The sequence below is a fragment of the Paraburkholderia elongata genome (assembly GCF_013177735.1).
In the GTDB taxonomy this organism is placed as follows: Bacteria; Pseudomonadota; Gammaproteobacteria; order Burkholderiales; family Burkholderiaceae; genus Paraburkholderia; species Paraburkholderia elongata.
This window is the reverse complement of record NZ_WOEZ01000289.1, coordinates 1-21,852: the sequence shown is the minus strand read 5'-3', so window position 1 is coordinate 21,852 and position 21,852 is coordinate 1. Positions and strand designations below refer to the sequence as shown.

18 protein-coding genes are annotated in these 21,852 nt (G+C 60.9%); 12 read left to right on the top strand and 6 right to left on the bottom strand.

Translation table 11 applies throughout. From position 1 onward, the window contains the following. Positions 1-398: 398 nt before the first annotated feature. The 6 genes from GNZ13_RS47010 (at position 399) to GNZ13_RS46985 (ending at position 13,248) form a co-directional block, all read left to right on the top strand. Positions 399-1,961, top strand: coding sequence for a multicopper oxidase domain-containing protein (locus GNZ13_RS47010; RefSeq protein WP_172177893.1), 1,563 nt, complete (start codon positions 399-401; stop codon positions 1,959-1,961). A 12-nt stretch (positions 1,962-1,973) separates the two neighbouring features. Then, positions 1,974-3,599, top strand: a complete 1,626-nt coding sequence (locus GNZ13_RS47005; protein ID WP_172177890.1) for a multicopper oxidase domain-containing protein — start codon at positions 1,974-1,976, stop codon at positions 3,597-3,599. Positions 3,600-3,626: 27 nt separating this feature from the next. After that, a complete protein-coding gene (locus tag GNZ13_RS47000) occupies positions 3,627-6,914 on the top strand; it encodes a hypothetical protein (protein ID WP_172177879.1) in 3,288 nt (1,095 codons plus the stop codon). Positions 6,915-6,996: 82 nt separating this feature from the next. Then, a complete protein-coding gene (locus tag GNZ13_RS46995; RefSeq protein ID WP_172177877.1) occupies positions 6,997-11,859 on the top strand; it encodes an SdrD B-like domain-containing protein in 4,863 nt (1,620 codons plus the stop codon). An 11-nt stretch (positions 11,860-11,870) separates the two neighbouring features. Then, positions 11,871-12,332 (top strand): hypothetical protein, encoded by a 462-nt coding sequence (locus GNZ13_RS46990; protein ID WP_154567092.1) that lies wholly within the window; start codon positions 11,871-11,873, stop codon positions 12,330-12,332. A gap of 31 nt (positions 12,333-12,363) precedes the next feature. Continuing rightward, a complete protein-coding gene (locus tag GNZ13_RS46985) occupies positions 12,364-13,248 on the top strand; it encodes a LolA-like protein (protein ID WP_172177875.1) in 885 nt (294 codons plus the stop codon). 349 nt (positions 13,249-13,597) lie between these two features. On the opposite strand, the gene GNZ13_RS46980 is transcribed toward GNZ13_RS46985, so the two are convergent. Next, the gene (locus GNZ13_RS46980; protein ID WP_172177873.1) at positions 13,598-13,921 is read right to left on the bottom strand and encodes a CcdB family protein; all 324 of its coding nucleotides are present in this window, start codon (positions 13,919-13,921) and stop codon (positions 13,598-13,600) included. Further along, complete coding sequence (locus tag GNZ13_RS46975) at positions 13,921-14,202, bottom strand: type II toxin-antitoxin system CcdA family antitoxin (RefSeq protein WP_172177871.1); 282 nt, start codon at positions 14,200-14,202, stop codon at positions 13,921-13,923. Before GNZ13_RS46975 ends, GNZ13_RS46980 begins: the two co-directional genes overlap by 1 nt. A 247-nt stretch (positions 14,203-14,449) precedes the next feature. On the opposite strand from GNZ13_RS46975, the gene GNZ13_RS46970 reads away from it, so the two are divergent. Beyond that, the gene (locus tag GNZ13_RS46970) at positions 14,450-14,725 is read left to right on the top strand and encodes a YlcI/YnfO family protein (protein ID WP_172177869.1); all 276 of its coding nucleotides are present in this window, start codon (positions 14,450-14,452) and stop codon (positions 14,723-14,725) included. After that, entirely contained in the window at positions 14,722-15,021 is a 300-nt protein-coding gene (locus GNZ13_RS46965) for a type II toxin-antitoxin system RelE/ParE family toxin (protein ID WP_172177867.1), read from the top strand. Before GNZ13_RS46970 ends, GNZ13_RS46965 begins: the two co-directional genes overlap by 4 nt. A 139-nt stretch (positions 15,022-15,160) precedes the next feature. Here the strand turns inward: GNZ13_RS46965 and GNZ13_RS46960 are convergent, their stop codons facing one another. Next, positions 15,161-15,745, bottom strand: a complete 585-nt coding sequence (locus GNZ13_RS46960) for a DUF7713 domain-containing protein (RefSeq protein ID WP_172177865.1) — start codon at positions 15,743-15,745, stop codon at positions 15,161-15,163. 736 nt (positions 15,746-16,481) lie between these two features. On the opposite strand from GNZ13_RS46960, the gene GNZ13_RS46955 reads away from it, so the two are divergent. Together GNZ13_RS46955 and GNZ13_RS46950 are read left to right on the top strand one after the other, a co-directional pair. Further along, positions 16,482-16,787 (top strand): hypothetical protein, encoded by a 306-nt coding sequence (locus tag GNZ13_RS46955; protein WP_172177863.1) that lies wholly within the window; start codon positions 16,482-16,484, stop codon positions 16,785-16,787. Between the two features lie 871 nt (positions 16,788-17,658). Continuing rightward, complete coding sequence (locus tag GNZ13_RS46950; protein ID WP_172177861.1) at positions 17,659-18,312, top strand: response regulator transcription factor; 654 nt, start codon at positions 17,659-17,661, stop codon at positions 18,310-18,312. Between the two features lie 48 nt (positions 18,313-18,360). Here GNZ13_RS46950 and GNZ13_RS46945 read toward each other — a convergent pair whose 3' ends face one another. Next, positions 18,361-18,732: a response regulator transcription factor gene (locus GNZ13_RS46945; protein WP_172177859.1), complete on the bottom strand. Its 372-nt coding sequence runs from the start codon at positions 18,730-18,732 to the stop codon at positions 18,361-18,363. A gap of 139 nt (positions 18,733-18,871) precedes the next feature. Here GNZ13_RS46945 and GNZ13_RS46940 point away from each other — a divergent pair, with 139 nt between their 5' ends. After that, a complete protein-coding gene (locus GNZ13_RS46940; protein WP_172177857.1) occupies positions 18,872-20,398 on the top strand; it encodes a PAS domain-containing sensor histidine kinase in 1,527 nt (508 codons plus the stop codon). Positions 20,399-20,837: 439 nt separating this feature from the next. Here GNZ13_RS46940 and GNZ13_RS53685 read toward each other — a convergent pair whose 3' ends face one another. Both GNZ13_RS53685 and GNZ13_RS46935 read right to left on the bottom strand, forming a co-directional pair. Then, positions 20,838-20,963 (bottom strand): hypothetical protein, encoded by a 126-nt coding sequence (locus GNZ13_RS53685; protein ID WP_268959247.1) that lies wholly within the window; start codon positions 20,961-20,963, stop codon positions 20,838-20,840. Positions 20,964-21,276: 313 nt separating this feature from the next. Then, on the bottom strand, positions 21,277-21,429 hold the full coding sequence (locus GNZ13_RS46935; protein WP_172177855.1) for a hypothetical protein: 153 nt from the start codon (positions 21,427-21,429) through the stop codon (positions 21,277-21,279). A 159-nt stretch (positions 21,430-21,588) separates the two neighbouring features. On the opposite strand from GNZ13_RS46935, the gene GNZ13_RS51840 reads away from it, so the two are divergent. After that, the coding region (locus GNZ13_RS51840) for a methyltransferase family protein (protein WP_407945710.1) at positions 21,589-21,852 on the top strand (264 nt) is incomplete at its 3' end.

The window sequence follows — 21,852 nt, the reverse complement described above, 5'->3', positions numbered from 1 at the left end:
CCAGATTGAGTGATTTTCAATCTGGGTGTTTTCCCCATTTTGAAATCACCCGATTCCACGCATCGACCGTTCTTTCGCATTTTGCGAATCGGGTCGCGCAGGCACCGAGTCGGACATCTCCTACTGTGTTTTGCGGGTCTCTCTCCAATGACGCGTGCTCTCATTTCCAAGACACTAGCCCGGCAGTCTGATTTCAGGAATAACAGCTCGTAGACAGCATCATCCACCGCATGGCGACTTTCGAAGGTCGTGCGCAGATGTAGACATGTCGAACGTAAGCTGAACATATCGCCGCTCGTGCATACGCGAGCAGGCGGGCCAAGCGTGGATATCTGAAGGATCGGTGCTGGATGCCAGCGTATGTTGCGCAGGCAGTTCGTCCGTTCGCGGAGGGATCTATGTTTGGTACTCGCTTGTTTCGTATCGTGCTGCCCGCGTTTTTCTTTCTCGTCGTCTCGATACCGGCGTTCGCGCAGTCATTCCGCGTGCAGTGTCCGAACGGCACCACGCTGCACAAATCGCTCGACGGCAAAGTCGACTCGATGGTGCAGGGCGACCCGGCACGACCCACCGCAGCGAACGCGAATCCCCAGATCAAATGCCAGCACATCTCGGGCGGCGACGGTTACGCAACGATGGCCGATGGTCAGCAAATCTATCTGTTTGCGTTCGGCCCGCTCTCGGGCCTTGCGGATATTTCGATGGGTCTGCCGGGCACCCAGCCTGCGTCGGTATTCAACAGCACGTTCGTAGGCGCGACTTTCCCGGGCGACGGCATTGCGCCCAATAACGCTGCCATCAAGGAGCCCGCCTTGATGATGAACAACGGCGTGCTCGCGGGCCAGGCGCCCGCGCCTACGATGGCGCTAGACGAGGACGACGAGTTTTACCTCACGCTATCGAACGTCGGCATGATCATGCGCCCGGACCTGTTCGAGCAGCACACGGTGCATTTCCACGGCTATCCAAATGCGTCGTCTTTCTTTGACGGCGTACCCGATGCATCGGTGGCCATCAATATTGCGGGCAGCTTCACCTACTATTACACCGCACCCGACGCAGGAACCTATTTCTGGCATTGCCATATCACGCCGCCTGAGCATCTGCAAATGGGCATGGAAGGCCAACTCTACGTGCGTCCCCGTCAGAACCGCCTGAAGCCGGGCGCGAATCTCTATACCGCGTTACACGACTATGAATACCCGATGCAGCCGATCAGCACTGCGTCGAATGCGCACTATCTGAATGCATCGTTCCCGCCTGAAGACTGCCGGAAAGACGTTCTGTGTTCAACGCCGCTGCCGCGCAAGGATACGGGTGCAGTGCAGGCTCCGGGCGCGCTTTACGCCTATAACGACGGCGACGGTTCGACTCGCTACGATGTCGAGTATCCGATCCAGATGATGGGCTTTGATCCGAACTTCCACTTCATCGGCATGACCTTCAATCCCGAACCGTTTGCGGATATGAAGGACAAGTATTTCTTGCTGAGCGGTCGCAGCTATCCGGATACGATCGGCGTGCCAGGCTATGCGCAACTGCCAACCACTGCGACGAACCCGACCGCAAGCGGGGCTATTACGACACTCGATTCAGATGGCGTATCGCGTGTGTCGCAACCGATGCCGACCCTCATCACAATCAACAAGACCGCGGGACAGACGCGTGCGCTGCTGCGTGTGTCCAACCTGAGCGTCACCGAGTATCACACGCTGGCGACCGAAGGCGTGCCGATGCTCGTCATCGGCTTTCATGCGCGCCTGCTACGCGACATGGCCGGCGCAAACATGTACTACACGACGAACTCGCTGACCATAGGCGGCGGGGAATCCGCCGACGTGATCCTCGACGTGACGAACATTCCACAGGGTACGTACTTCCTCTACACCACACAGCTCGATCACCTGTCGAACGACGCCGAGAATTTCGGCGGAATGATGACTGAGATCCGGGTCTTATAGGAGCGGCCCGTCATGTACTCATTCAAGACCTGCGGTGGGGTCGTCGTCCGGTCGATGTCGATGCTGCTGATTCTGGCTGTCGTCACGAGCTTGTGTTGCGGACTGGCGCGTGCGGCTGTCCCGGGAATCACGGGTGGCGCAAAAACCCCGACATTCAATCTGGTCGCGAGCGCTGGGTCGACTTCGCAGCCGGATGGCGCATCGATCTATACGTGGGGCTTCGGCTGCGGCAAGGCCGGAAGCGCGGTTGGACTGACCGCTGCCGCGGCGCCCGCAGGTTACGCGCCTGCGGCGCTGACTGCCATCAGCACGTGTCCGGTCATGCAGTTGCCCGGTCCCACGCTGATTGTCACTGAAGGCGACACGGTGACGGTCAACCTCACGAATGAATTGCCGGTGGCCGCGGGCAATACGTCGATCATCTTCCCAGGCTTCAAGGTGTCGACGACCAACGGCGTAGCAGGCGTTCTTGCGCGCGAGGCTACACGTGGGACCACGGTAACGTATTCGTTCACGGCGACGAAGCCGGGCACGTACGTCTACCACAGCGGCACGCAACCTGAGTTGCAGATCGAGATGGGGCTCTACGGCGTCGTCATCGTCTTGCCGAAGACACCTCCCGCGGTCTGTCAGACGCCAGGCGCGCTTGGATCCCAGGCCGACTACCGGCTCTCCACGGCGGCCTACGACCATCCGCAAACCTGTTACGACCGGGAATATCTGTTCCAGCTCATGGAGATGGACTCAAACATTCACCTCGCGGCCCTCCAGCAGGTGACGGACTGCGATGCGACAGTCGCTGCCACTCCAACGGCGACGTGTGCGCCGATCGCCGTGCAAACCGAGCCGTACCACCCGAACTATTTTCTGATTAACGGCCGCTCGATGCCGGACGACATGGATGGCCCGTACTCGTCCGCTTATCCGAATCAACCGTACAACGGCAATCCGCACTTGCATCCCGGCGAAACCATGCTGATCCGTGCAGTGGGTCAAGGCCGCATACAGCATCCACTGCACATCCACGGCAATCACGCGCGTGTGCTTGCCCGTGACGGCAACCTTCTGCTGTCCTCTGTCGATCAGCTCAGCCTTGCAGGGCCTCTGATCTTTACGTTCCCGACAGTATCCGGGCAGACCGTCGACGCGCTGTTTCAATGGACCGGCAAGGGGCTGAACTGGGATGTCTATGGGCACACGTATGCCGGTGCGCCAGCAGGACCGAGCACCGCCGGCAATGGCGACCCGGCGCCGTGCTATCCGGACCTCAACGGCTACTACACCAACGCGAGCAATCCGGCCGCTATCCCGGGCGTCACTCCGAACTACGGCGAATGGAGTGCGGATCACAACAAGCCGATCCCGGTTACGCCGCCTGATCCGAATATCGTTGCCAACGGTCTGTGGTATGGCGGGACGCCTTATCTCGGTCTGCAAAGCATTCCGAGCGGAAGTGCGCAGTTCATCTCGACTCCGCTTCCGCCGGGTTTTGCAAGCCAGAACCCCAGTGCTGGTTACGCCTTCATGTGGCACTCGCACGACGAGCGCGAGATTACAACCAACGACGTCTTCCCGGGCGGCATGATGATGATGATGATCATCGATCCGCCGGCCGCGAAGATTGACGAGTCGCAGTGACACGAGTGCACCAAAGGAGTCGTAAGCATGAGATCCCTGATCGATCGACTGACATCGAAGTCAGCGTGTGTGTGCGCCGTGACGATGCTCCTGGCATCGCTCGCGTCCGCGCAAACGGTCACGACGGTCAATCTGACTGCGCAGCGTATGTCGACGACGCTCCCGGACGGAGCGATCGTTCCCATGTGGGGCTTCTGTACGAATGACCCGACGCAGGGTGCGGCACTCGGGGGCGGCACGCTGGACAACGCCAATGTCTGCTCGCGGACGTCCGCTGGATCGACCACGCCGGTGCCGAATAACGTCTGGGCGCCGGGGCCGACCATTGTGGTGCCGGTCGGCAACAAACTGCGTATCAATCTCACGAACAGTCTGCCTGCCGGAACCCCAACGTCACTGGTGATTCTCGGCCAGATTGGCGGCAGCGCCGGCAAGCCGACACGCGATGCAGCGCCGATTGTCCATCCGGCGGTGACCACGACGACGTGGCCAGCGAACGCGGCGGTGCCCGCTGGCTCGGCAGGATTTGTTCCGCCGCAGCAAGCCGCTCGTGCCCGCGCGTTTGCGCAGGAGGCAGCCCCGGGCGGAACGGTGTCTTACACATGGGATACCAACATCGCAGCGGCGGGTGCGAAAGCAACGTATCTCAAGCCGGGCACGTACCTCTATGAGACGGGCAGCCATCCGTCGATGCAGGCTCCGATGGGTTTGTACGGCGTGCTGGTCGTCACCTATGCGCCGTTGTACGAAGTCGAGGGCGCCGGCACCCAGGAAGCTGAGATCCATCTGTCGAACGACCCTCGAGCCGAGGGCAAGGCGTTTCCGGGCGCTTACCGGAACGCTGGGCCAGCGCTCGCTTCGCTCGCCGATGTGCCTTATGACATGGACGCGGTTCTGCTCTTATCGGAGATCGATGCCGTCCAGAATGCGGCGGTGGACGCAGCGGCTGTCGCGGGCACGCGCGAGACGATCCGCTGGAACGACCAGCAATGCGCGCAATCCCAGAAGGCCGCGCCGGTCGTCAACGGAGTCGCGCAAGCGCAAATTCCATGCTACCCCGCTGCGGTCAACTATGCGCCGACCTACTTCCTCGTCAACGGCAAGTCTTATGACCAGTCCAATCCCAGTGGCACCTCCGTGGCGATGCCGGACCTCAAGGGAAGTGACTACAACGCGCTAAGCGGGAATGTGCTGGTGCGGATGGTCAACGCTGGGTTGCGTACTCATGTGCCGTCCGTTGTCGGTCAGCCGTTGCAGCTCATCGCAGAGGACGGCAATGTCGCGCCAGGCATGCCGAAGATGCAGAACGAAGTGAACATGCCAGCGGGTAAGACCATCGATGCGCTGGTGCATCCGGCAAAGAATGCAACATCGTACGTCGACGCGGTATTCGCATTCTTCGACCGCGCCTTGGGTCTGACGACTGCCAATGAGACCGCGGGCGGGTTCGAGGGATACCTGGCCATTGCTAGCGCAACGACTGTCACGGCGGGTCCCGGCACATTTGCCGCGGCGCTGAACCGGACGATCGGCAGCAGTGCAAAGCCGGCGGTCGCGGCTCAGGCGAATCCGGACAATTACACGTTGGCCCCGAACGCCACGACGTTCAGCAACAACGTGTTGAGCAACGACATCGGCGTTTCCAACGTCGTCATCAAGGGCGTGACGCCGGCCGCTGGCGCTACGTCGACCACGATCACGCTGGCCCACGGCACGGTGACGCTTAACACGAACGGCACCTTCACCTATACGATCACGAGCGCGCCGACCCCGACCACCAGCCCGAGCAGCGATACGTTCACCTACTGCGGCAATGCGGGGACCGCTTGCGCGCTCGTCACGCTGGCGTTCGAGGCGACGGGCGCTGCGCCGACCGTGAGCGCACGCGTATACGACAACACGGCGGCAAGCGCCTATCCGAGCCGGGTGTCGTCACTCATCAAAGTGCCGCGCGGCGCCGGTCTGCTGGCAGGCGCTGCCGATCCCGGCAATTTCCCGCTTACCGCGCGACTCTCGGGCACGGCGCCCGCGTGGGTCACAGTGAATTCCGACGGCTCGTTCACTGCCACGCCGTGCTCGGCTGCGCCGGCGACCTGCACGTTCCAGTTTGTCGTCGTCAATTCGCAGGGCACGTCGAGCGCGGCGCAGACGGCCACGGTCGTCTTCCCCGCTGGCAGCGGCTTGCCGGTGAATCTGCTGGATGCGCAGAACGGGATGGCGTTACCGAACGATTACGGCTGGATCATCGAAGAGGACCAGACCTGGCATAACCCGACACCCGGCACGACGCCGCCGGTCGTCAACGGCACACCGCAGCCGAGTCTCGCGACCAGTTTCTTCCGCAGCCACATGCCTGTCGTGGCGGCCGGCTGCACGGGACCGCTGAGCTGTGGTGACGCGCAATCGAATGGCGGCACGGTCGCGAAAGCGAAACCACGGTCCATGCCGGGGGATGTCGCGCTTGATCCTGCCAAGTGGTATTTCATTTCGATCCTGCCGGGCGATTCAGCGAATCCGTTCATCGCCGGCTATGCCAACGATCCGCTCATCAACCCCGACTGCCTGACGCCGAGTTCGGCGACCGCCAACGACGCAAAATGCGGCCACACCATGAGCGGCATATCGGTCCCGCCGCCTGTCAACGGCGCGTATCAGACCGCAACGATCAAGGTTGAGCCCAATCCGCTCAAGCCGGCGCAGCTGTCGATCTTTATCTTCGAAGACAGCAATCCGACCAACGGCGATCCCGACGCCAATGAACATGGCCTCGGCGGCTTTGAGATCGCGATCTGGGACGTGGCCGGCCGCAGCGGCGACCCGATCGGCCAGGTGACGTACGATACTTTCAATCAACCGCTGACGAACGCGCTGCTAGGGACGCCAGGCTGTCCAAATGTCTACAGCCCGACCGCGTCGGCCACGCCATCGACTCACCCTAGCTATGCAGGCAAGGATTTGACCGGGGTAGTCATCACCTGCCCGAGTGATCCGAAGGACCCGGCCAATCCGTCCGCGGATTACGCGCTGCAGGGCCAGGCGCTGGTCAAGAATTTGATGCCGGGACGGTTCGACGTGATTGCGCACCCGGGTGCGGCGCGCGAAGGTGCAGGGGAGACCTGGTATCAGGTGTCCACGCTCGAAGGGACGCCCGGACAGGACGCGTTCACGAAATCGGGCGAACCGCCGTACTTCCAGGAGTTCGGGCCGCCAGGATTTCACACGTTCATCGGCTTCGTGAATCCCGCGCACATTGCGCAGCAGAACGTGATCGCAACACACGTGCCGGTGGGGGGGGGTGCCGCCCACGAATCCTAACGGCGATACGGAGGGGCCGCCCGTTACCGGGCCGATCCCGCTCGCGACGACGTCAGTGACCGGCCGCATCACGAGCCTCCACATGTCGCGCCCCGTCATGGAAACATTGTGGGATTCCGCCTCGCGTGCGCCGCTTGCATCGACCACCTGTTTCGTCGGCTTGAATCAGCAGGGCGAAACTGGCTTGAATATCGGCTTTGCAACCTGCGACCCGAACGGCAATTTCAAGCTGGACAATATCCCGGTCGGCAACTATATGCTGGTGGTCTGGGATCAATGGCTCGACCAGATCATTGCGTCCAAAGCGGTGCAGGTCACGGCAAAGCCGACCCCTGACACGAACGGAAATCTCGTTCCGACAGGGCCGGTCTCGATGGGCGATGTTCCGGTATTCAGCTGGTTCACGCGCCTCGAAGCCAGCACGTTCATCGACTCGAACGGCAACGGCGTACGGGACCCCGGCGAAGCGGGCGTTGCCCAGGTGCCGGTGCGAATCCGCTTCCGTGACGGCTCTGTGTCGAATACGTTGCTGACGAATTCCGACGGCAACGCGATCTTCAATGAACTGTTTCCGCTGTTCAACTGGTACGTCGTCGAATCCGACAGGACGCGTTTTGCCAGCACGGGCGTCAACGTGACGGTCGACGGCGGCGGTCTTGTCGACTGTGTCACGTATAACGCGGCGACCGGACAGGGAACGCTTGGCAGCAGCAACCAGAACAGTACGCAGCCGTGCTCGAAGACGGGCGGAATTCTGAACTCGTCGTATGCATGGACCGATCCTGTCTCGGGCAAGACGTACGGCGCGGTGCCGCCGGGCGTGTCGAACGTAACGAGCCGTGTCGATTCCGGCAAGGTGCTCTATGAGGGGCTGCAAGGCTTCATCAATCAGACCCAGATGATCGACTGGGGCAAGCGACCATTCGCCGTCGGCGAAAACGGCGGTATTCAAGGCATGGTCGTGTATGCGTCGACCCGCGGTTTCGACGACCCGAGCCTCGAGGTTCAGTTCATGTGGGAGCCGGGCGTGCCGCGGGTGCAGATCAATCTGTACCGCGAAACCCCGAATGCCGACGGCACTGTGGGTCTCACGCTCGTCAATTCGACCAGGACGACGAGCTGGGACGATTTTGCGAACGGCACGACGGCAGGCGGCGCCCCGAACATGATCTGTCCGGGGCAGGATCCGGCTGATCCGTTCCTGTCCTACACGCTTGGGACATCGAACCAGTTCAGGTGTTACGACGGCTTCCACTTGTGGAATCAGGTGCAGCCTGCTGTGTACGACGGCGCGTACACGTTCACGACCGATTCGGCCGGCCACGCGCTCACGCCGGGCAAGTACGTCGTGGAAATGATTGCGCCGCCGGGTTACGAGGTCGTCAAGGAGGAGGACAAGAACATCCTGATCGGCGACGCATGGGTGGCGCCGGCTGCACAGCAGTTCGCCTCGCTGTCGAATGTCTTCATCATCCCCGACCAGGCGCAGGTGGCCGCGTATTACAACCCGGGCAACCCCAACAACCCGACGACAACCCTCGGGTTCAAAGGCGCGAAGCAGCAGTTTCCAGCTTGCGTCGGCACGAAGCATACCGTTCCCGATTTCATGAGTCTCTTCCCGAACTCGGGCCAGGTAGCACCGTTTGCTGGCGCGACCAAGGCGCTGTGCGACCGCAAGGAAGTCACGCTGAGCGACCAGATGTCGGCGCCCGCGAACTTCTTCGTGTTCAGCAATACGCCTGTCGCGTCGCACTATACGGGGCTCATCCTTGACGACGCCGCCAGCGAGATCAACGCCGCATCGCCGGACTTCGGCGAGAAGTTTGCAGCGTCTTACGCACCGGTGTCGATTCGCGACATGAACGGCGTGGAAATCTCGCGCACCTACTCGGACCAGTGGGGCACCTACAACGGCATGACGCCGTCCACCTGGCAGGTGAATGTGCCGAATCCGGCGGGTTACTCGCCGAACATGCTCGTCACCTGTATGAACGATCCCGGTCCGGTGCTGGATACGCGTCCGGGTTCGGCGACTTACGGCCAGATGATTACTGACCCGCTCTTCAATCCGTCGTTCAGCAACTTTTGCTATACCAATCCGTTCATGCCGGGCGCGACGGTGTATCTCGATACGCCGGTTCTGCCCGTCGCGGCGTTCGCGGACGGCTACAGCCCGCCGGATTGCGATTACCCCGATAGCACGCCTGGGATCAAGCGGGTGGACGGCGACAAAGTGGGTCCGTGGGTGGCGGCAGCCGATGGCACACATACCTTGCGTATCACCGCGCTGGGCGATGTCGATGTGCCGAACCCGGTGTACCAGGGTCCGAGCGCGACCGCCGCGCCGTTCAACCAGCGCACGATCAAGCGCCACTACGGCTTTGGCGCCACGGCGGGCACGGTAAGTGTGAACGGCGTGCCGCTCACTAACCTGTCGTGGTCGGACGGTCTCATTACCGGGACCGTTGCCAGCGGCACGACCACGGGTGAACTCACCATCACGAATGCCACCGGCACGAATAGCGTGGATGCCGTGACGGTCGACATCGGCGGCGCGGCGCCGGTCGTGGTCAGCCCGGCTGCGGCCCCCACGGGGAGCGGCCATGCCGCAGGGTTCCCGCATCCTATCCAGGATGCGATCGACGCCGCGAAGCCTGGCGACCTGATCATCGTCGATGCGGGCGTCTATCCTGAACTCGTCATCATGTGGAAGCCGGTCAGGCTGCAGGGTGTCGGCGCGGCTTCGGTCACGATCAACGCGGCCAAGTATCCGACGCAGAAACTCGACGACTGGCGGCCGCGCATCAATCAGCTGTTCGGCCTCAACCCGACTGCGCCGAGCAGCAGCGGAGGGACCGCCGACACAGGCGGCGCGGGCGAACTGGTGACCAATCCGCAGGTTGATCCGTTGCCGACGCAAGCGCCGATTACCGGAGGTGTCATTCTTCTCGAGCCGACCATCCTCGCAACGGAGGAGGGCGCGGGCATAACGGTGCTTGCCAAGGGCGTCGGGCTCGATGGTTTGACGCCGCTGACGGCTAGCGACTGCAGTGCCAATTCAGCTTCTCCGATGAATGCGGCAAGCAGCTATTTCAAGGTGACGTCGTATAACAACGGGGTCCCGAGCGCGACCACCTTGACGCCGACTGGCTGGAAGATGTCCGACTCGAACTTCCTGTGTGCCCGTTCGCGCATCGACGGGTTGAGCATTACTGGCAGCGATGCGGGTGGCGGGATCTATGTCAACGGCTGGGCGCATGGACTCGAGATTGCCAACAACCGAATTTTCAGCAACGCCAGCGCGATGCACGGCGGCGTGCGGATCGGTAGCCCGTTTGAAGAGGAAACGCCACCGGCGGACGGCTATGGATACGACAACAACGTCCGCATCCATCACAACTCGATCACGAGGAACGGCACGGTTGAGGCGACGCCCGGTGCGGGCAGCGTGAACGTAACCGGCTCCGGCGCCGGAGTGTCGATCTGCACGGGTACCGACAATTACGCGGTCAACTACAACTTCATCTGTGGCAACTACAGCAACGGCAATGGTGGGGGCATTGGCGCGATCGGTGTCAACATGAACGGGACGATTGCGCACAACAAGATCCTGTTCAACCAGAGCTGGCAGCAGACGTCGGCCGTGCACGGTGGCGGTATCGACATCGAAGGCGATCTGACATCTGCCACCACGCTGTCGAACGGGACGGGCAACATCACGATCGACTCGAACCTGATTGTCGGAAACTTTGCGCAGGGCGGGCACGGCGGTGGTATCCGCCTGCAACAGGTGAACGGCAACGACGTTGTGACGAACCCGCGGAATCCGGCGAAATGGTACCGTGCCACGGTCACCAACAACATTATTGCCAACAACGTTGCGGGCTGGTCCGGCGGCGGCATCTCTCTCGTCGATGTGTTGAATGCGGCGATCCATGAGAATACGATCGCCAGCAACGACAGCGCCGCGATTGCCGGGTCGCTGTTCGGCACCGGTGGGCGTGGGCCGACCACGGCGTACCCGAGCCCGGCTGGCATCAGTACCGAGCTGACTTCATCTGCGTTGCTCGCAGCCTTGCCGGCAACCGCGTCGGCTGGCGTACCGGTCACGGCGACCAAGGCGCATAACAGCTACTCGAATCCGGTACTGTTTAACGACATCATCTGGCATAACCGGTCGTTCTTCGTCGACGCCAGCACGGGCGCGGCCAAAGTCTGCTCGAGCAACAACGTTGCCGATGCGGGGCAGAACTGCACCGTGTTGCCGGTGTCTCCCGCTGCGGGCGCCTGTACCGGGTCCCCCGCCTATTGGGATATCGGCACGGTTGGCGACAGTTCGGCCACTGCGTCCAGCTTCCGGCTGACCGATATCAACAATTCGGTGGTGTCACCCGGCGGTTCCGTATACGACAGCACGACGGGTGCTGGCGTCTCGACCAACGATCCGGGCCTCACGAAGATTTATTGCAATGGCCCGCGCGCCAACCCGGCCTTCAAGTTCGAACCCGGCCAGCCGTTCCTGCCGCCGTTCAGTCTCGCTGCGGGCGTGACGCTGGATGAGGCGGGCAACTTCGTCGACCTCAAATACGGTCCGCTGTCGCTGTCCGATCCGCTGCAACCTGGCTATGTCGCGTATGGCGACTACCACGTGATGGGTACGGGATCTGCGTACAACAACGGGGTGCTCGCCGACCCGCAGAGTCTTGTCGCTGCCACAAGGTTTGACTTTGGCGGCGCGGCAGGTCCGGCGCTGGGGCGCGTGTCAGGAGTCGACATCGGCGCCACCCAGGTGACTGTTCCAGGGGCGCTCGCGTTGACGCCGCAGTCGATGCTCGCTGCCGTCGCCAGGCAGGTGAAGGCGCTAACCGGGGCGACGATGCCGCTAACCGGGGCGACGATGCCGCAGTTAGCCATTCCGGGCATCACTCTGCCGGGGGCCCCATGATGCGTCCAGGCTTGCGTGCATTGACCGGGGTGTGCGTCTTGTTGGTACTGGCAGGGCAGGGCGCATGCGTCAGCCCCGCCACTACCAGCGCGGTGGATCCCCGCGATGCGGCGCACGCGTGGCGGGTCCGCCGGGCGCCTTATTTCGACAGCAACTGGGGCGTCGATATTGTCGGCGTGAAACTGGTGTCCTCGGGCTGGATGCTGCAGTTCAAGTATCGCGTGACCGATCCGGACAAAGCCAAGGCGCTGCTCGACAGTCATGCGAAACCGTATCTTATCGATGAAGCAAGCGGTGCCAAGCTGGCTGTTCCAGCGCTCGAAAACATCGGTGAGTTGCGGCAGACCGCGGCGCCGGAGCAAGGTCGGACGTACTACATGATTTTTGGAAATGCTAATCAGATTGTGAAGCGTGGAAATCGAATAAACATTGAGATTGGCCGGTTCGTCGCGGACGACCTGATCGTCGAATAGTCTGACCTGGCTCTTTGCAGAAGGGGTTCAAATGATGAAGCACGCAGACCTGAATTTTCGTGGCGCGAGCCTCATGCTCGTCGCCGGCATTGCGCTCGCCCTGTTGGCCCCGGTGCCGACCATGGCCGAGACAGCCACCATGAGCGCCGCGCAGGTGGTGGCGAAAAATGTCGCCGCGCGTGGCGGTCTTGAAGCGTGGCGTGCGGTGCATGCCGTGTCTTTCGCCGGCAAGATGGATGTGGGACGTACTCACCCTGAGCCGCAAGGAACAGTCGACAACCCGCCCAGTTCCTCGCCCAAGCGTCACATGCTCGAAAAGGCCATGACCAGCAAGGGCGGCGCGATGGAGGGCACCGTGATTGCATTGCCCTACCGTATCGAGATGAAGCGGCCGCGCAAGGTGCGCCTTGAAGTCGACTTTGCTGGAAAGACCGCGGTGCAGGTGTACGACGGCACTGCAGGGTGGTACTCGCGTCCGTATCTCGGCTATTCAACCGTGCAACCGTTCAACCCCACCGAATTGAAGCTCGCCGCCGACCAGCAGGATCTCGATGGCCTGCTGATCGACGCTGCTGCCAAAGGCAGCCAGATTGCGATGGAAGGCGTCGAACCCGTAGATGGGCGCCGTGCGTACAAGCTGAAGGTCACCCTGCAAAACGGCGACGTCCGCCACGTTTGGGTGGACGTAGGGAATTTTCTTGATGTCAAGGTCGATGGTACCCGGCAGGTCGGTACGCGCACGCGGACGATGGTCACGACGCTGCGCGACTACCGCAAGGTCAACGGTGTGATGATCCCGTTCGTGATGGAGACGGCCGGTGAGGGCATGAGGCAGCCGGAACGAATTGTGATCGAGCAGGCGACAGTTAATCCGGATCTGTCCGACACTCGCTTTGCTAAACCGCAGTTGAACTGATATGACTTTGATGGCGACGTCCGGGTTTGCTAAAGCTTTCGTGGTGTTCTGACGGACAGGATGGATTGCAGTTCTATTACACGGCCTCCGGTCCCAGGCTTCGCTTGTAAGCGGCCGCTCGTGCGCACGGGACACGACGGTTGCGGATGAGCGTAATGGCCGATGATTTGTCGTACCCGGTGCCCAACGGAACGGCCGTTGTGCCCCGGTTAGCTGTACTTCGACGGCGGACCGCGCGACAGGCGGCAGTGGGTCGACTACGGCCGAACGCGACGGGTGATCGTCGGCCCCATTCCGGCCGTTGATGCGCGCGGTTGGCATGACCAGCGTAATTTCCGGCCGCGGTTGATCAGTAAGCGCCGAACAGCCGATCGAGTGCGGCCAGAACCCGGCTCTGTTCGGATTTGAGCGTTCCGGTCGCAGGACCAAGCTCACTGGTTCTGATCGCGCCGAGGAATGGCGTTTCCAGTATGAACATTTCGCCACCGATCTCGATGATCGGCGCCAGATCCTGTGCGACTTTTCCGGATGTGTAATTGCCAGCCACGCGTGTCAGCGGAATAACGACCCGCGAGATCAGACTGCCCAGATGATCGCTCTGCACATCGAGGAGGTAAGGCGACTTCGCCCTGGATCTGGATGAAGGGTTGTTATACAGATCAAAACGGGCCATCAGAACATCCGGTGTTCGTCAAGCGGCAGGCCGTCGTGCTCGATGCGTGCGTTCAACTCGGCAATGAAGTCCGCGTGTTGGGCCGCCCACGCGCGCGCTTCAGCCTCGTGAACTTCCTCGCGCAGACCCCGTTCGCTTGCGCGCGAGATGTTGACGTCCAGCTGTTTCGCGCGATCAAGCAGGTCGGTTGGCAACGACACGTTGGTGGGTTTGCGCGTAGCTTTCCGCGCCGGTTGAGATATGGCCGGTTCTCCAGATTGCTGAATTTGTCTGGAAATCATGCGCAACTCCTATGCGCATAAACATGCGCATAGTATCGCACATCCGTACGTAGGCGGAGCGGCGGTCGAAACAGCTTGACGCCATCCCAACATACGACTTGCCATCAAAGAATGATCACTTTTCGCGTACCGCTTAAAAGAAAGCAGGTCGACACTACGTCTTGTCAACGACGCTCCGGCTTGCGTCGCGCACGCCTCCCGGTAAGCTGGTAAAATGTATCGCAAATGCAATACAGTGAGGTTTGCCATGAAGACTGCAACGATCCCTGCGCTGCGTGTAGAGCCGGAGCTGCGCAAGGCTGCAGAAGAAGTGCTTAACGAGAACGAGAGTCTGTCCTCCTTCATGGAGGCATCGCTCCGCGAAAGTATTGCGAAGCGCCGGCTCCAGCGGGAATTCGTTGCACGGGGGCTGGCCGCGCGCGACGAAGCCCATCGCACGGGTGAGTACTTCGACGCTGACGATGTGCATGCGGAACTGGCGAGCATGCTACAGGCGGCAAGGACGGCAGGAAAAGACCATTGACGTACCGTGTCCGCTATACCGCCGGCGCCCGTCGTGACGTGCTGCGCCTTTACAGATATCTGCTGGACCGCGATATAGCGGCCGCGGAGCGCGCGCTGGAGGCGTTGCGAAAATCTGCCGAAGTCCTGGAGCAATTCCCTTTCACGTGCAGGAAGGCGGATGAACACAACCCCTTTCTGCGCGAACTGATCGTGCCATTTGGCTCGGCAGGATATGTTGTTCTGTTCGAGGTTGAGGACGCGAGTACGGTGAGCATCCTCGCTGTCCGGCACCAGCGCGAGGATGACTATCACTAGGCAACCGCCTGCTGGCCCGTTGCGTCATTCAACAACCAGTCAAGGACAGCGATCGAGCGGCGAACCGTCGGACACTGTGAGCGACGGACATCCCGGTTGGGGTCCGTCTGCAGAGTTGGGCTGGACAGTATCTCCGGAATCACGCCTCGTCGCTCGGATCGAGCAGTTCGAGCCTGAACTGCCATCCTTCGAAGGCCATCAGGATTGCGCCGAAATCGTTCCATTCCACACGCTTGCCGTCGATGACGACACAGGGCAGGCGGCCGTCTTCAACTCCATCCCACTCGATACGGCCTCTTACCATCGTGCCAGCGACCTGTAGGCCGCTAGCGTCCTCGTGCAGGTGTTTCACTGACAATGCGCGCATCATCTTCTGCACGAGCTTTCCGAGCAGGACGAAGGGGTCCGATTGCGATTCGTCGAGGATCTGGAAGCGGTATCCTTCTGATTCGTCGTTGCCCGCAAGTTCGAACGCTTCAAGCGAAATCTGGTCCCCGAGCAGAAGGCTGCGGAAGTGGAATTCGTGCGAGTCGCCATCCGCGTCGAGCAGACGAACGGGTGTGAACTGCGGATGTTCGAAACCGACAATGTCCGCCCACTGCGCCATGTCCTCGTTGAAACACCCGCTACAGAGCAGGCGGTAGGTGCCGTCTGATGACGCGGCATTGACGATATCGTACGGAGGCGTTCTCGCGCCGCAACGGAAGCAGGTTTGCTCAGTCATCACTGCACCATCACGTGTAATCGCCTGGGCGGGACGTTGCGTGATTGTCGCATGTGCATCGGTCGTACTGTGCGGACGCAATGGGATTGGAACTGATCAAATGTCAGCGCTGAATCGAAAAGGTGCACTTTCTGCCACAGTCAAATGTCGAAATGTCGCGGCAGCGATCAACGGTCGGAGTGGGAACGGCTGGGTGCGGCCCAGACTTTATGCTTCCCGAAGTGCCACGACGCCGGTACAGAGCGTTTTTGGCGGGTCGACTTCTTCACTGAACGGCAGCGGTACACGTTTTGACCCAGTCTGGGCCAGTTGCGGCGTTGGTCTGAGCTTTCACGCTGACATTCGACGGTCGGTTTTGCAATTAGCTGACGGACTTTCGCGCGCCGATTCTGCCCAGCGCGTCGTCTCGAGGCCAATATAGCCGGCGTTCGTGCTGCTATCAAATGTGTGCCGGCGAAGGTCCGTGATCAGAAAAGTCGGACGCTCACTCCCGCCCCAGAGAGACCCTTAAGGTACATGGGCGTATCTCCTGCTGGCAGGGCGCGTTGGAGAATCTCGCCGAGCGTGGCGATCATCACCGTTAATGCAAGGGGCGGAAACCATGGGTTTTTCTTGCCGAACGTTTCTGGTCGCTCGTGACGATACCCTCTGGCGGCTGTCAAGCACCCGGTTCGACCGGATGCTGCGAGATCCGGCAAGCCACTGTCTGCCCGCTTTTGCGGGGCAACGAGTGCGAATGGCCAGCGTCGTGGTCGAGCTTGTGGCCAGAAACCCGGTGCGCGTCGTTCGGAACGCGTTTTCCATTCTCACCTTCGATGCTGAAGGCCGCATCGACCTGAGCAGATTCGAAAAGCAGCAATTTGCCCTCGTGGAGTTGGCCGTCGCACCTGTCTTTGCCGTATTCGATGATGGCAGCAACCAGACGGTCGTCGACGCAACCTCCCGATTCATTGCACAGGGAGGCCAATGGTTTCCGTCACGCGCCTTGGCGCGCGTCATAGATCAGACCGCATTGGGCCACCGACCGTGTCGGCGCCTGTAGGCGGCTCCTCAAAGGCTGCACTGGCCGTCAGGCGGGTAGGGCAGTGGCGGGTCGTATGCAGGACTTGGTCACTGACTTCGGCCAATTGCCCCGTGCCCGACGACACGCACAACCGGGCAGGTCGTCTTCGCTGTCGAGCGGTCGGCGCCTCACTCCTGACACAACCGGTTAGCGCCGGCCGCGACGCGGGTTTCATTAGCGTGTCATGGATCGGGTCGCGATTGTCGTCATCGGAAGTTCCCCACGGGGACACTCAACGCTGGCCCCACATGCGCGGCAGCTTCCGGTCCCGGCATGGTCGCCCTTACCCATAAGGAATGCCCGGAGATTTCGCTTCGAGACGTCCCTGGCAGAAATTCGCCTCGGGCTCCCGTAATGTCTCACCGTTCCCGGTCACCCGTGAAACTCAAAAACACAACTAACAGTCAAACGCCCTATTATCCGCCACACACGTCAAAACCGGGCCTTCAGGCGGCCGGGCAGCCCAAGCCTCCAGCATCCGCGTGCGCCGAAACCCGCGGTCTGCGCAGACCATCGCCCGGATACGCGTTCTGGTAAATTCGGACACAGGCAGGACAGTCAAAAGTTCGCCGATGAACTCACGAGGTGTGACATGGGTGTATTACGTCGCGTCAAATGGCCACGTTCGAGTTGGCAACAAGCGTCATGAGAAGTTGCCGTTTCGTACGACAATACGAAATCGCGAAGGACATGGAATCGCTGCAAGCAACCGGATTGCGCTATTCCAGCGTGTTTTCAACGACTAGAATAATTGGCGAGGGGGTGCTGGCAGCCATCGCCCGACAAGAACCGCCCATGGCGACAGGTGCCGGTTTCGTATGAGTGCGCGACGATTGAACAGGGGATGAAGATGAATTCGGCCCCCCGTGCTGGTGAGGCAGGGGAATCGATGGTCTACGTCCTGGACGACGACGAATCGGTACGGCTATCGCTGAGCAGCCTGCTGCGGTCAGTGGGACTGAATGTGGAAGTATTCGAATCGTCCCAGCAATTTCTCGCTTTTCCCAAGCGCGAGGTGCCCGGTTGCCTGATCCTTGACGTCAGGCTGCGCGGGGAGAGCGGGCTTACTTTTCAGGAAGAGCTGGCCAGGAGCGGCCTGCGCATGCCGATCGTGTTCATGACCGGACACGGAGACATCGCGATGACGGTGAAGGCCATGAAAGCGGGCGCACTCGACTTCTTTGCGAAGCCGTTTCGCGACCAGGACATGCTGGACGCCGTCACGCAAGCGCTGGCCCGCGATGCCGGGCGCCTTGCCGCCGAGCATTCGACAGACGCACTACGCACGTCCTACGCATCATTGACGCCACGCGAGCAGGAAGTCATGGCATTCGTCGTGGCCGGACTCATGAATAAGCAAATCGCCTCCGAGATGAATCTCAGCGAAATCACCGTGAAGATCCATCGCGGTCAGGCAATGAAGAAGATGGCAGCGCGTTCGGTGGCCGATCTGGTCCGCAAGGCGGAAGCCATCGGCATTTCCCCCCAGCATCGGAAGACGTGACAGGCGGGCCGATTCTGACGTGTGCCGATATGACGACGAGCTGGAACGCTACGGTTGACCTAAAACCTGTTTGAGGCAGGAAGCCACTGCCGTGGCATCGATCGGTTTATCGAGAAAGGCGAGTACTTCCTTCGCCTCAATGGTTGCCCGAAGCGCGGCGGTCGAATACGCGGTCATGAAGATGGTTGGAGGCGCACATCCGAGTTCGAGCAGGCGGTCATGGAGATCGATCCCCGACATGCCCTGCATCATGATGTCGGAAATCAGGCACAAAGTTTTCCCTGCACATCCGGACTGCAAGAATTCCTCGGCCGACGCGAAAGTGCGCGCCTGCCATCCGAGCGAGCGCACCAGGCTTGACGTCGCCAGGCGAACCGCCTCGTCGTCGTCGACGATGGAGACTATTTGATCGTTACTCAACAGATAGACCTCGGGTTGCGGTGCCAGAGCCCAGGGGTTGAAACCGCTTCATTCGTTGATTGAAAGCGTAGAACGTGAATCGCCGGAAGAAAATCATACGAACGTATAGGCGGATTGCCAGTTATCAGGAAACGTCATCATGACCTCGCTTTTCGAACCGCTGCAGGGAAGGAAACAATGGCCGGCATCGCCCGTGCAATGGATGGCGATGCATGGGGTCGACCGCATCCGGTACCTGATGTTGCTCTGGGTCGTCGGCTGCACTGCCCTGGGCGCGGTGACCTGGCTGTGCTTCCGGCTCCAGCTCAGCATTGCCACGACCGGGTTCATCTATCTGATCGTCATCGTCCTGCTGTCCAGCATGGACAGCTATGTTTCATCCATCATCTTCTCGATCGTCGCCGTCGTACTGCTCAACTACTTCTTTACGCCGCCGCTGTTCACCTTGCAGGTGTTTTACGGGGATGATCTCACCAAGCTGGTCGCGTTTCTGATCACCTCACTTGTCGTGACCGCACTGATCAGGCAGGTCCGCCGGCTCGACGAGATACAGCGTCGAAACCAGGCGGTCTTTCTGGCGGAAGCACAGAATCTGAGCCTCACCGGAAGTTTTGGCTGGAATGCGTCGAGTGGAGAGATTGTCTGGTCGGAGCCGACTTTCCGTATCTTCGGGTTCGAGCCGTCCGTGAATCCCTCCATCGAACTCGTGTTGCAACGCGTGCATCCTGACGATGTTTCGCGCGTCAGGCAGGTGATCGGGCAGGCCGCAACCACCAGACAGGATTTCGATTGCGAACATCGCTTGCTGATGCCGAACGGCTCGGTGAAGCACGTGCACGTGGTGGGGCATGTGGCGACGGATAAGCCAAATCAACTGCAATTCATGGGTGCCATCATGGACGTCACGGCTGGGAAAAGAGCCGAGGCGCAGCTTCAGGAGGCACAAGCCGAACTCGCGCATGTCACGCGGGTGACGACGCTTGGAGAGCTGAGCGCATCCATCGCACACGAACTGGGCCAACCGCTGGCGTCGATCGTGACTGACGGCGAGGCGAGTCTGCGATGGCTCGACCGACCGCAGCCGGATCTGGACGAGGTGCGCGCGTGTGTCAAGCGCATGATCGGCGACGGCAGGCGCGCGGCTGAGATCGTGCAGCGCATTCGCTCGCTCGCCAGGCGGGCCGGCCCGCAGAAGACGCAGTTGGAGATCAACGATGTCGTTCGCGATGTCGTATCCCTCATCAACCGCGAGGTGTCGGATCATCGCGTGGCGCTGCGCCTGGAACTCGGCTCAGGGCTTCCGCCGCTGCTGGGAGACCGGGTTCAGCTTCAGCAGGTATTGATCAATCTGGTGATCAACGGCATGCAGGCGATGGACGACGTCGGCGACAGACCGCGCGAACTGCTGATCGAATCGAGTCAGGACGGGCAGGGGCAACTGGTTGTCGCCGTACGGGACTCGGGCATGGGCATCGATGCCGACAATGCGGGGAGGGTGTTTGCCCCATTCTTCACGACCAAGTTGCAGGGAATGGGGATGGGGTTGCCGATTTGCCGCTCGATCATCGAAGCTCACGGAGGGGCAATCTCGGCATCCAACAACGCCACGCATGGCGCGACGTTTCGGTTCAGTCTGCCTTCAGCGGGAATGGGCGCGCCGGCTTGATGGTCGGCTGGAAAGACAACGGCATTCGACATGCAGACGCTATCGTGAGCCATTGTCTTCATGGCTCCATCTCCTGCTGCGACTGAAGGGGAGGGGGGCAAGGCGCCGGAGGCGTCGGCCATCAGTCATGCGTGAACGATGCAGGCTGCGGGAGCCCCCGGATGCAATCGCATTTTGCCGTGCGGCGCCTGTCGAATTTGCCGAAGCCCGGAACGCTGCGTGAGCGGGCATTCCGCTCATCCCGTCTGGTTCCGGCCCGGTCCGGGCTTTGCCGGCGGGGACCTCGTTCAACGTGATGTCTTCCGGACCGCACGGGATCGAAGGAAACGTCGGCACATCTATCTTTTTCACTTTGAGCGGCTCGTTGAGGGCATCAGGGATCGTGATTCGCCGGCACGCAGTGATGGCGTCAGCGCGAACGGATGACCTTGGCGTGGCGTTACAGGATACAGATCTGGCTCAGGTCCACGGTGCGCCGATATACGTTCCGGTTCAGCCAGGGCACGAACGTGTACTCGTCGTAGGCGTTGAATCCGATGAAGATCCAGTTGTGCAGCGTGTTCATGATGTGCTCCGCAGTGCTGTCCTTGTCCCCATGAGACAAGGGTAGGCGCTTGCGAGCGGCAAAGCTATTCTACGAACGGCTGGCGCGCCTCCTGCGAAGGAGTGGCGGGTTCATACCTTTGTATGAGGCGCGTGCGGCGCTGGGACGAGAGCGGGGGGAATCGGGGTGTAACGCTACTGGTTGCGGGTTTTGATGGAATCGCTGTGTTGTTGTCCAACAGGTCGGCGCGGAGCGCGCCGTGAAGCGCATGACCCAATGATTTACTCCGTCGCTGGCGTGTTTTGGCCGGTGTCACGTTGTTGCACGATCTGTGTCAACCTTCGTTGGCAGCTTCTACGAGTTCGGGGTGATCAACACAAAATGCAATAGCCGTTGCCCATTCGATGTCCACTTTCATGGTTTCTGATTGACCGCTCCGGATCAACCCTTCGATTCTGCGGGGCCGTTCGTTTTTGATCTTTTGCATTGTTTACGCCGACCGAAAATTGAGCCAGTTGGAACCTGTGTTTTGGCGGACGATCCGAGGGAACACTCATCGGATAAGCTTGCTAAGATTGGAACGCCGTTGGTGTCCGAAAACGCCTTTCGACAAAGCGCCTCTCCACGCCCGCGCTCGTTCGCCCCTATGAAGCCTCGCATTCCGCCACCAATCGTGATGCTGGCCGCGGCCGCCCTCATGTGGGCACTGCACCGCTGGATGCCGCTCGGTCACTGGATCGCCTCGCCATGGAACCGATTCGGCAGCCTCCCCGCTGCGATCGGGCTCGCCATCGCCGTGGCAGCCTTCGTCCGTTTTCGTCAGGCGCGAACGACCACCAATCCCATGGACCCAAGCAAGGCCTCGCGCCTTGTGACCGACGGGGTTTTTTGCGTTAGCCGCAACCCCATG

Excerpts from the sequence above, each read along its gene's own strand:
- GNZ13_RS46970 (WP_172177869.1), top strand. The coding sequence starts at position 14,450 with ATGAAGACTGCAACGATCCCTGCGCTGCGTGTAGAGCCGGAGCTGCGC.
- GNZ13_RS46975 (WP_172177871.1), bottom strand. The coding sequence starts at position 14,202 with ATGATTTCCAGACAAATTCAGCAATCTGGAGAACCGGCCATATCTCAA.
- GNZ13_RS46985 (WP_172177875.1), top strand. The coding sequence starts at position 12,364 with ATGATGAAGCACGCAGACCTGAATTTTCGTGGCGCGAGCCTCATGCTC.
- GNZ13_RS46950 (WP_172177861.1), top strand. The coding sequence starts at position 17,659 with ATGAATTCGGCCCCCCGTGCTGGTGAGGCAGGGGAATCGATGGTCTAC.
- GNZ13_RS46980 (WP_172177873.1), bottom strand. The coding sequence starts at position 13,921 with ATGGCCCGTTTTGATCTGTATAACAACCCTTCATCCAGATCCAGGGCG.
- GNZ13_RS47000 (WP_172177879.1), top strand. The coding sequence starts at position 3,627 with ATGAGATCCCTGATCGATCGACTGACATCGAAGTCAGCGTGTGTGTGC.
- GNZ13_RS46960 (WP_172177865.1), bottom strand. The coding sequence starts at position 15,745 with ATGACTGAGCAAACCTGCTTCCGTTGCGGCGCGAGAACGCCTCCGTAC.
- GNZ13_RS46995 (WP_172177877.1), top strand. The coding sequence starts at position 6,997 with ATGTCGCGCCCCGTCATGGAAACATTGTGGGATTCCGCCTCGCGTGCG.
- GNZ13_RS46935 (WP_172177855.1), bottom strand. The coding sequence starts at position 21,429 with ATGCAAAAGATCAAAAACGAACGGCCCCGCAGAATCGAAGGGTTGATC.
- GNZ13_RS47010 (WP_172177893.1), top strand. The coding sequence starts at position 399 with ATGTTTGGTACTCGCTTGTTTCGTATCGTGCTGCCCGCGTTTTTCTTT.
- GNZ13_RS46940 (WP_172177857.1), top strand. The coding sequence starts at position 18,872 with ATGACCTCGCTTTTCGAACCGCTGCAGGGAAGGAAACAATGGCCGGCA.
- GNZ13_RS47005 (WP_172177890.1), top strand. The coding sequence starts at position 1,974 with ATGTACTCATTCAAGACCTGCGGTGGGGTCGTCGTCCGGTCGATGTCG.
- GNZ13_RS53685 (WP_268959247.1), bottom strand. The coding sequence starts at position 20,963 with ATGAACACGCTGCACAACTGGATCTTCATCGGATTCAACGCCTACGAC.
- GNZ13_RS46955 (WP_172177863.1), top strand. The coding sequence starts at position 16,482 with ATGGCCAGCGTCGTGGTCGAGCTTGTGGCCAGAAACCCGGTGCGCGTC.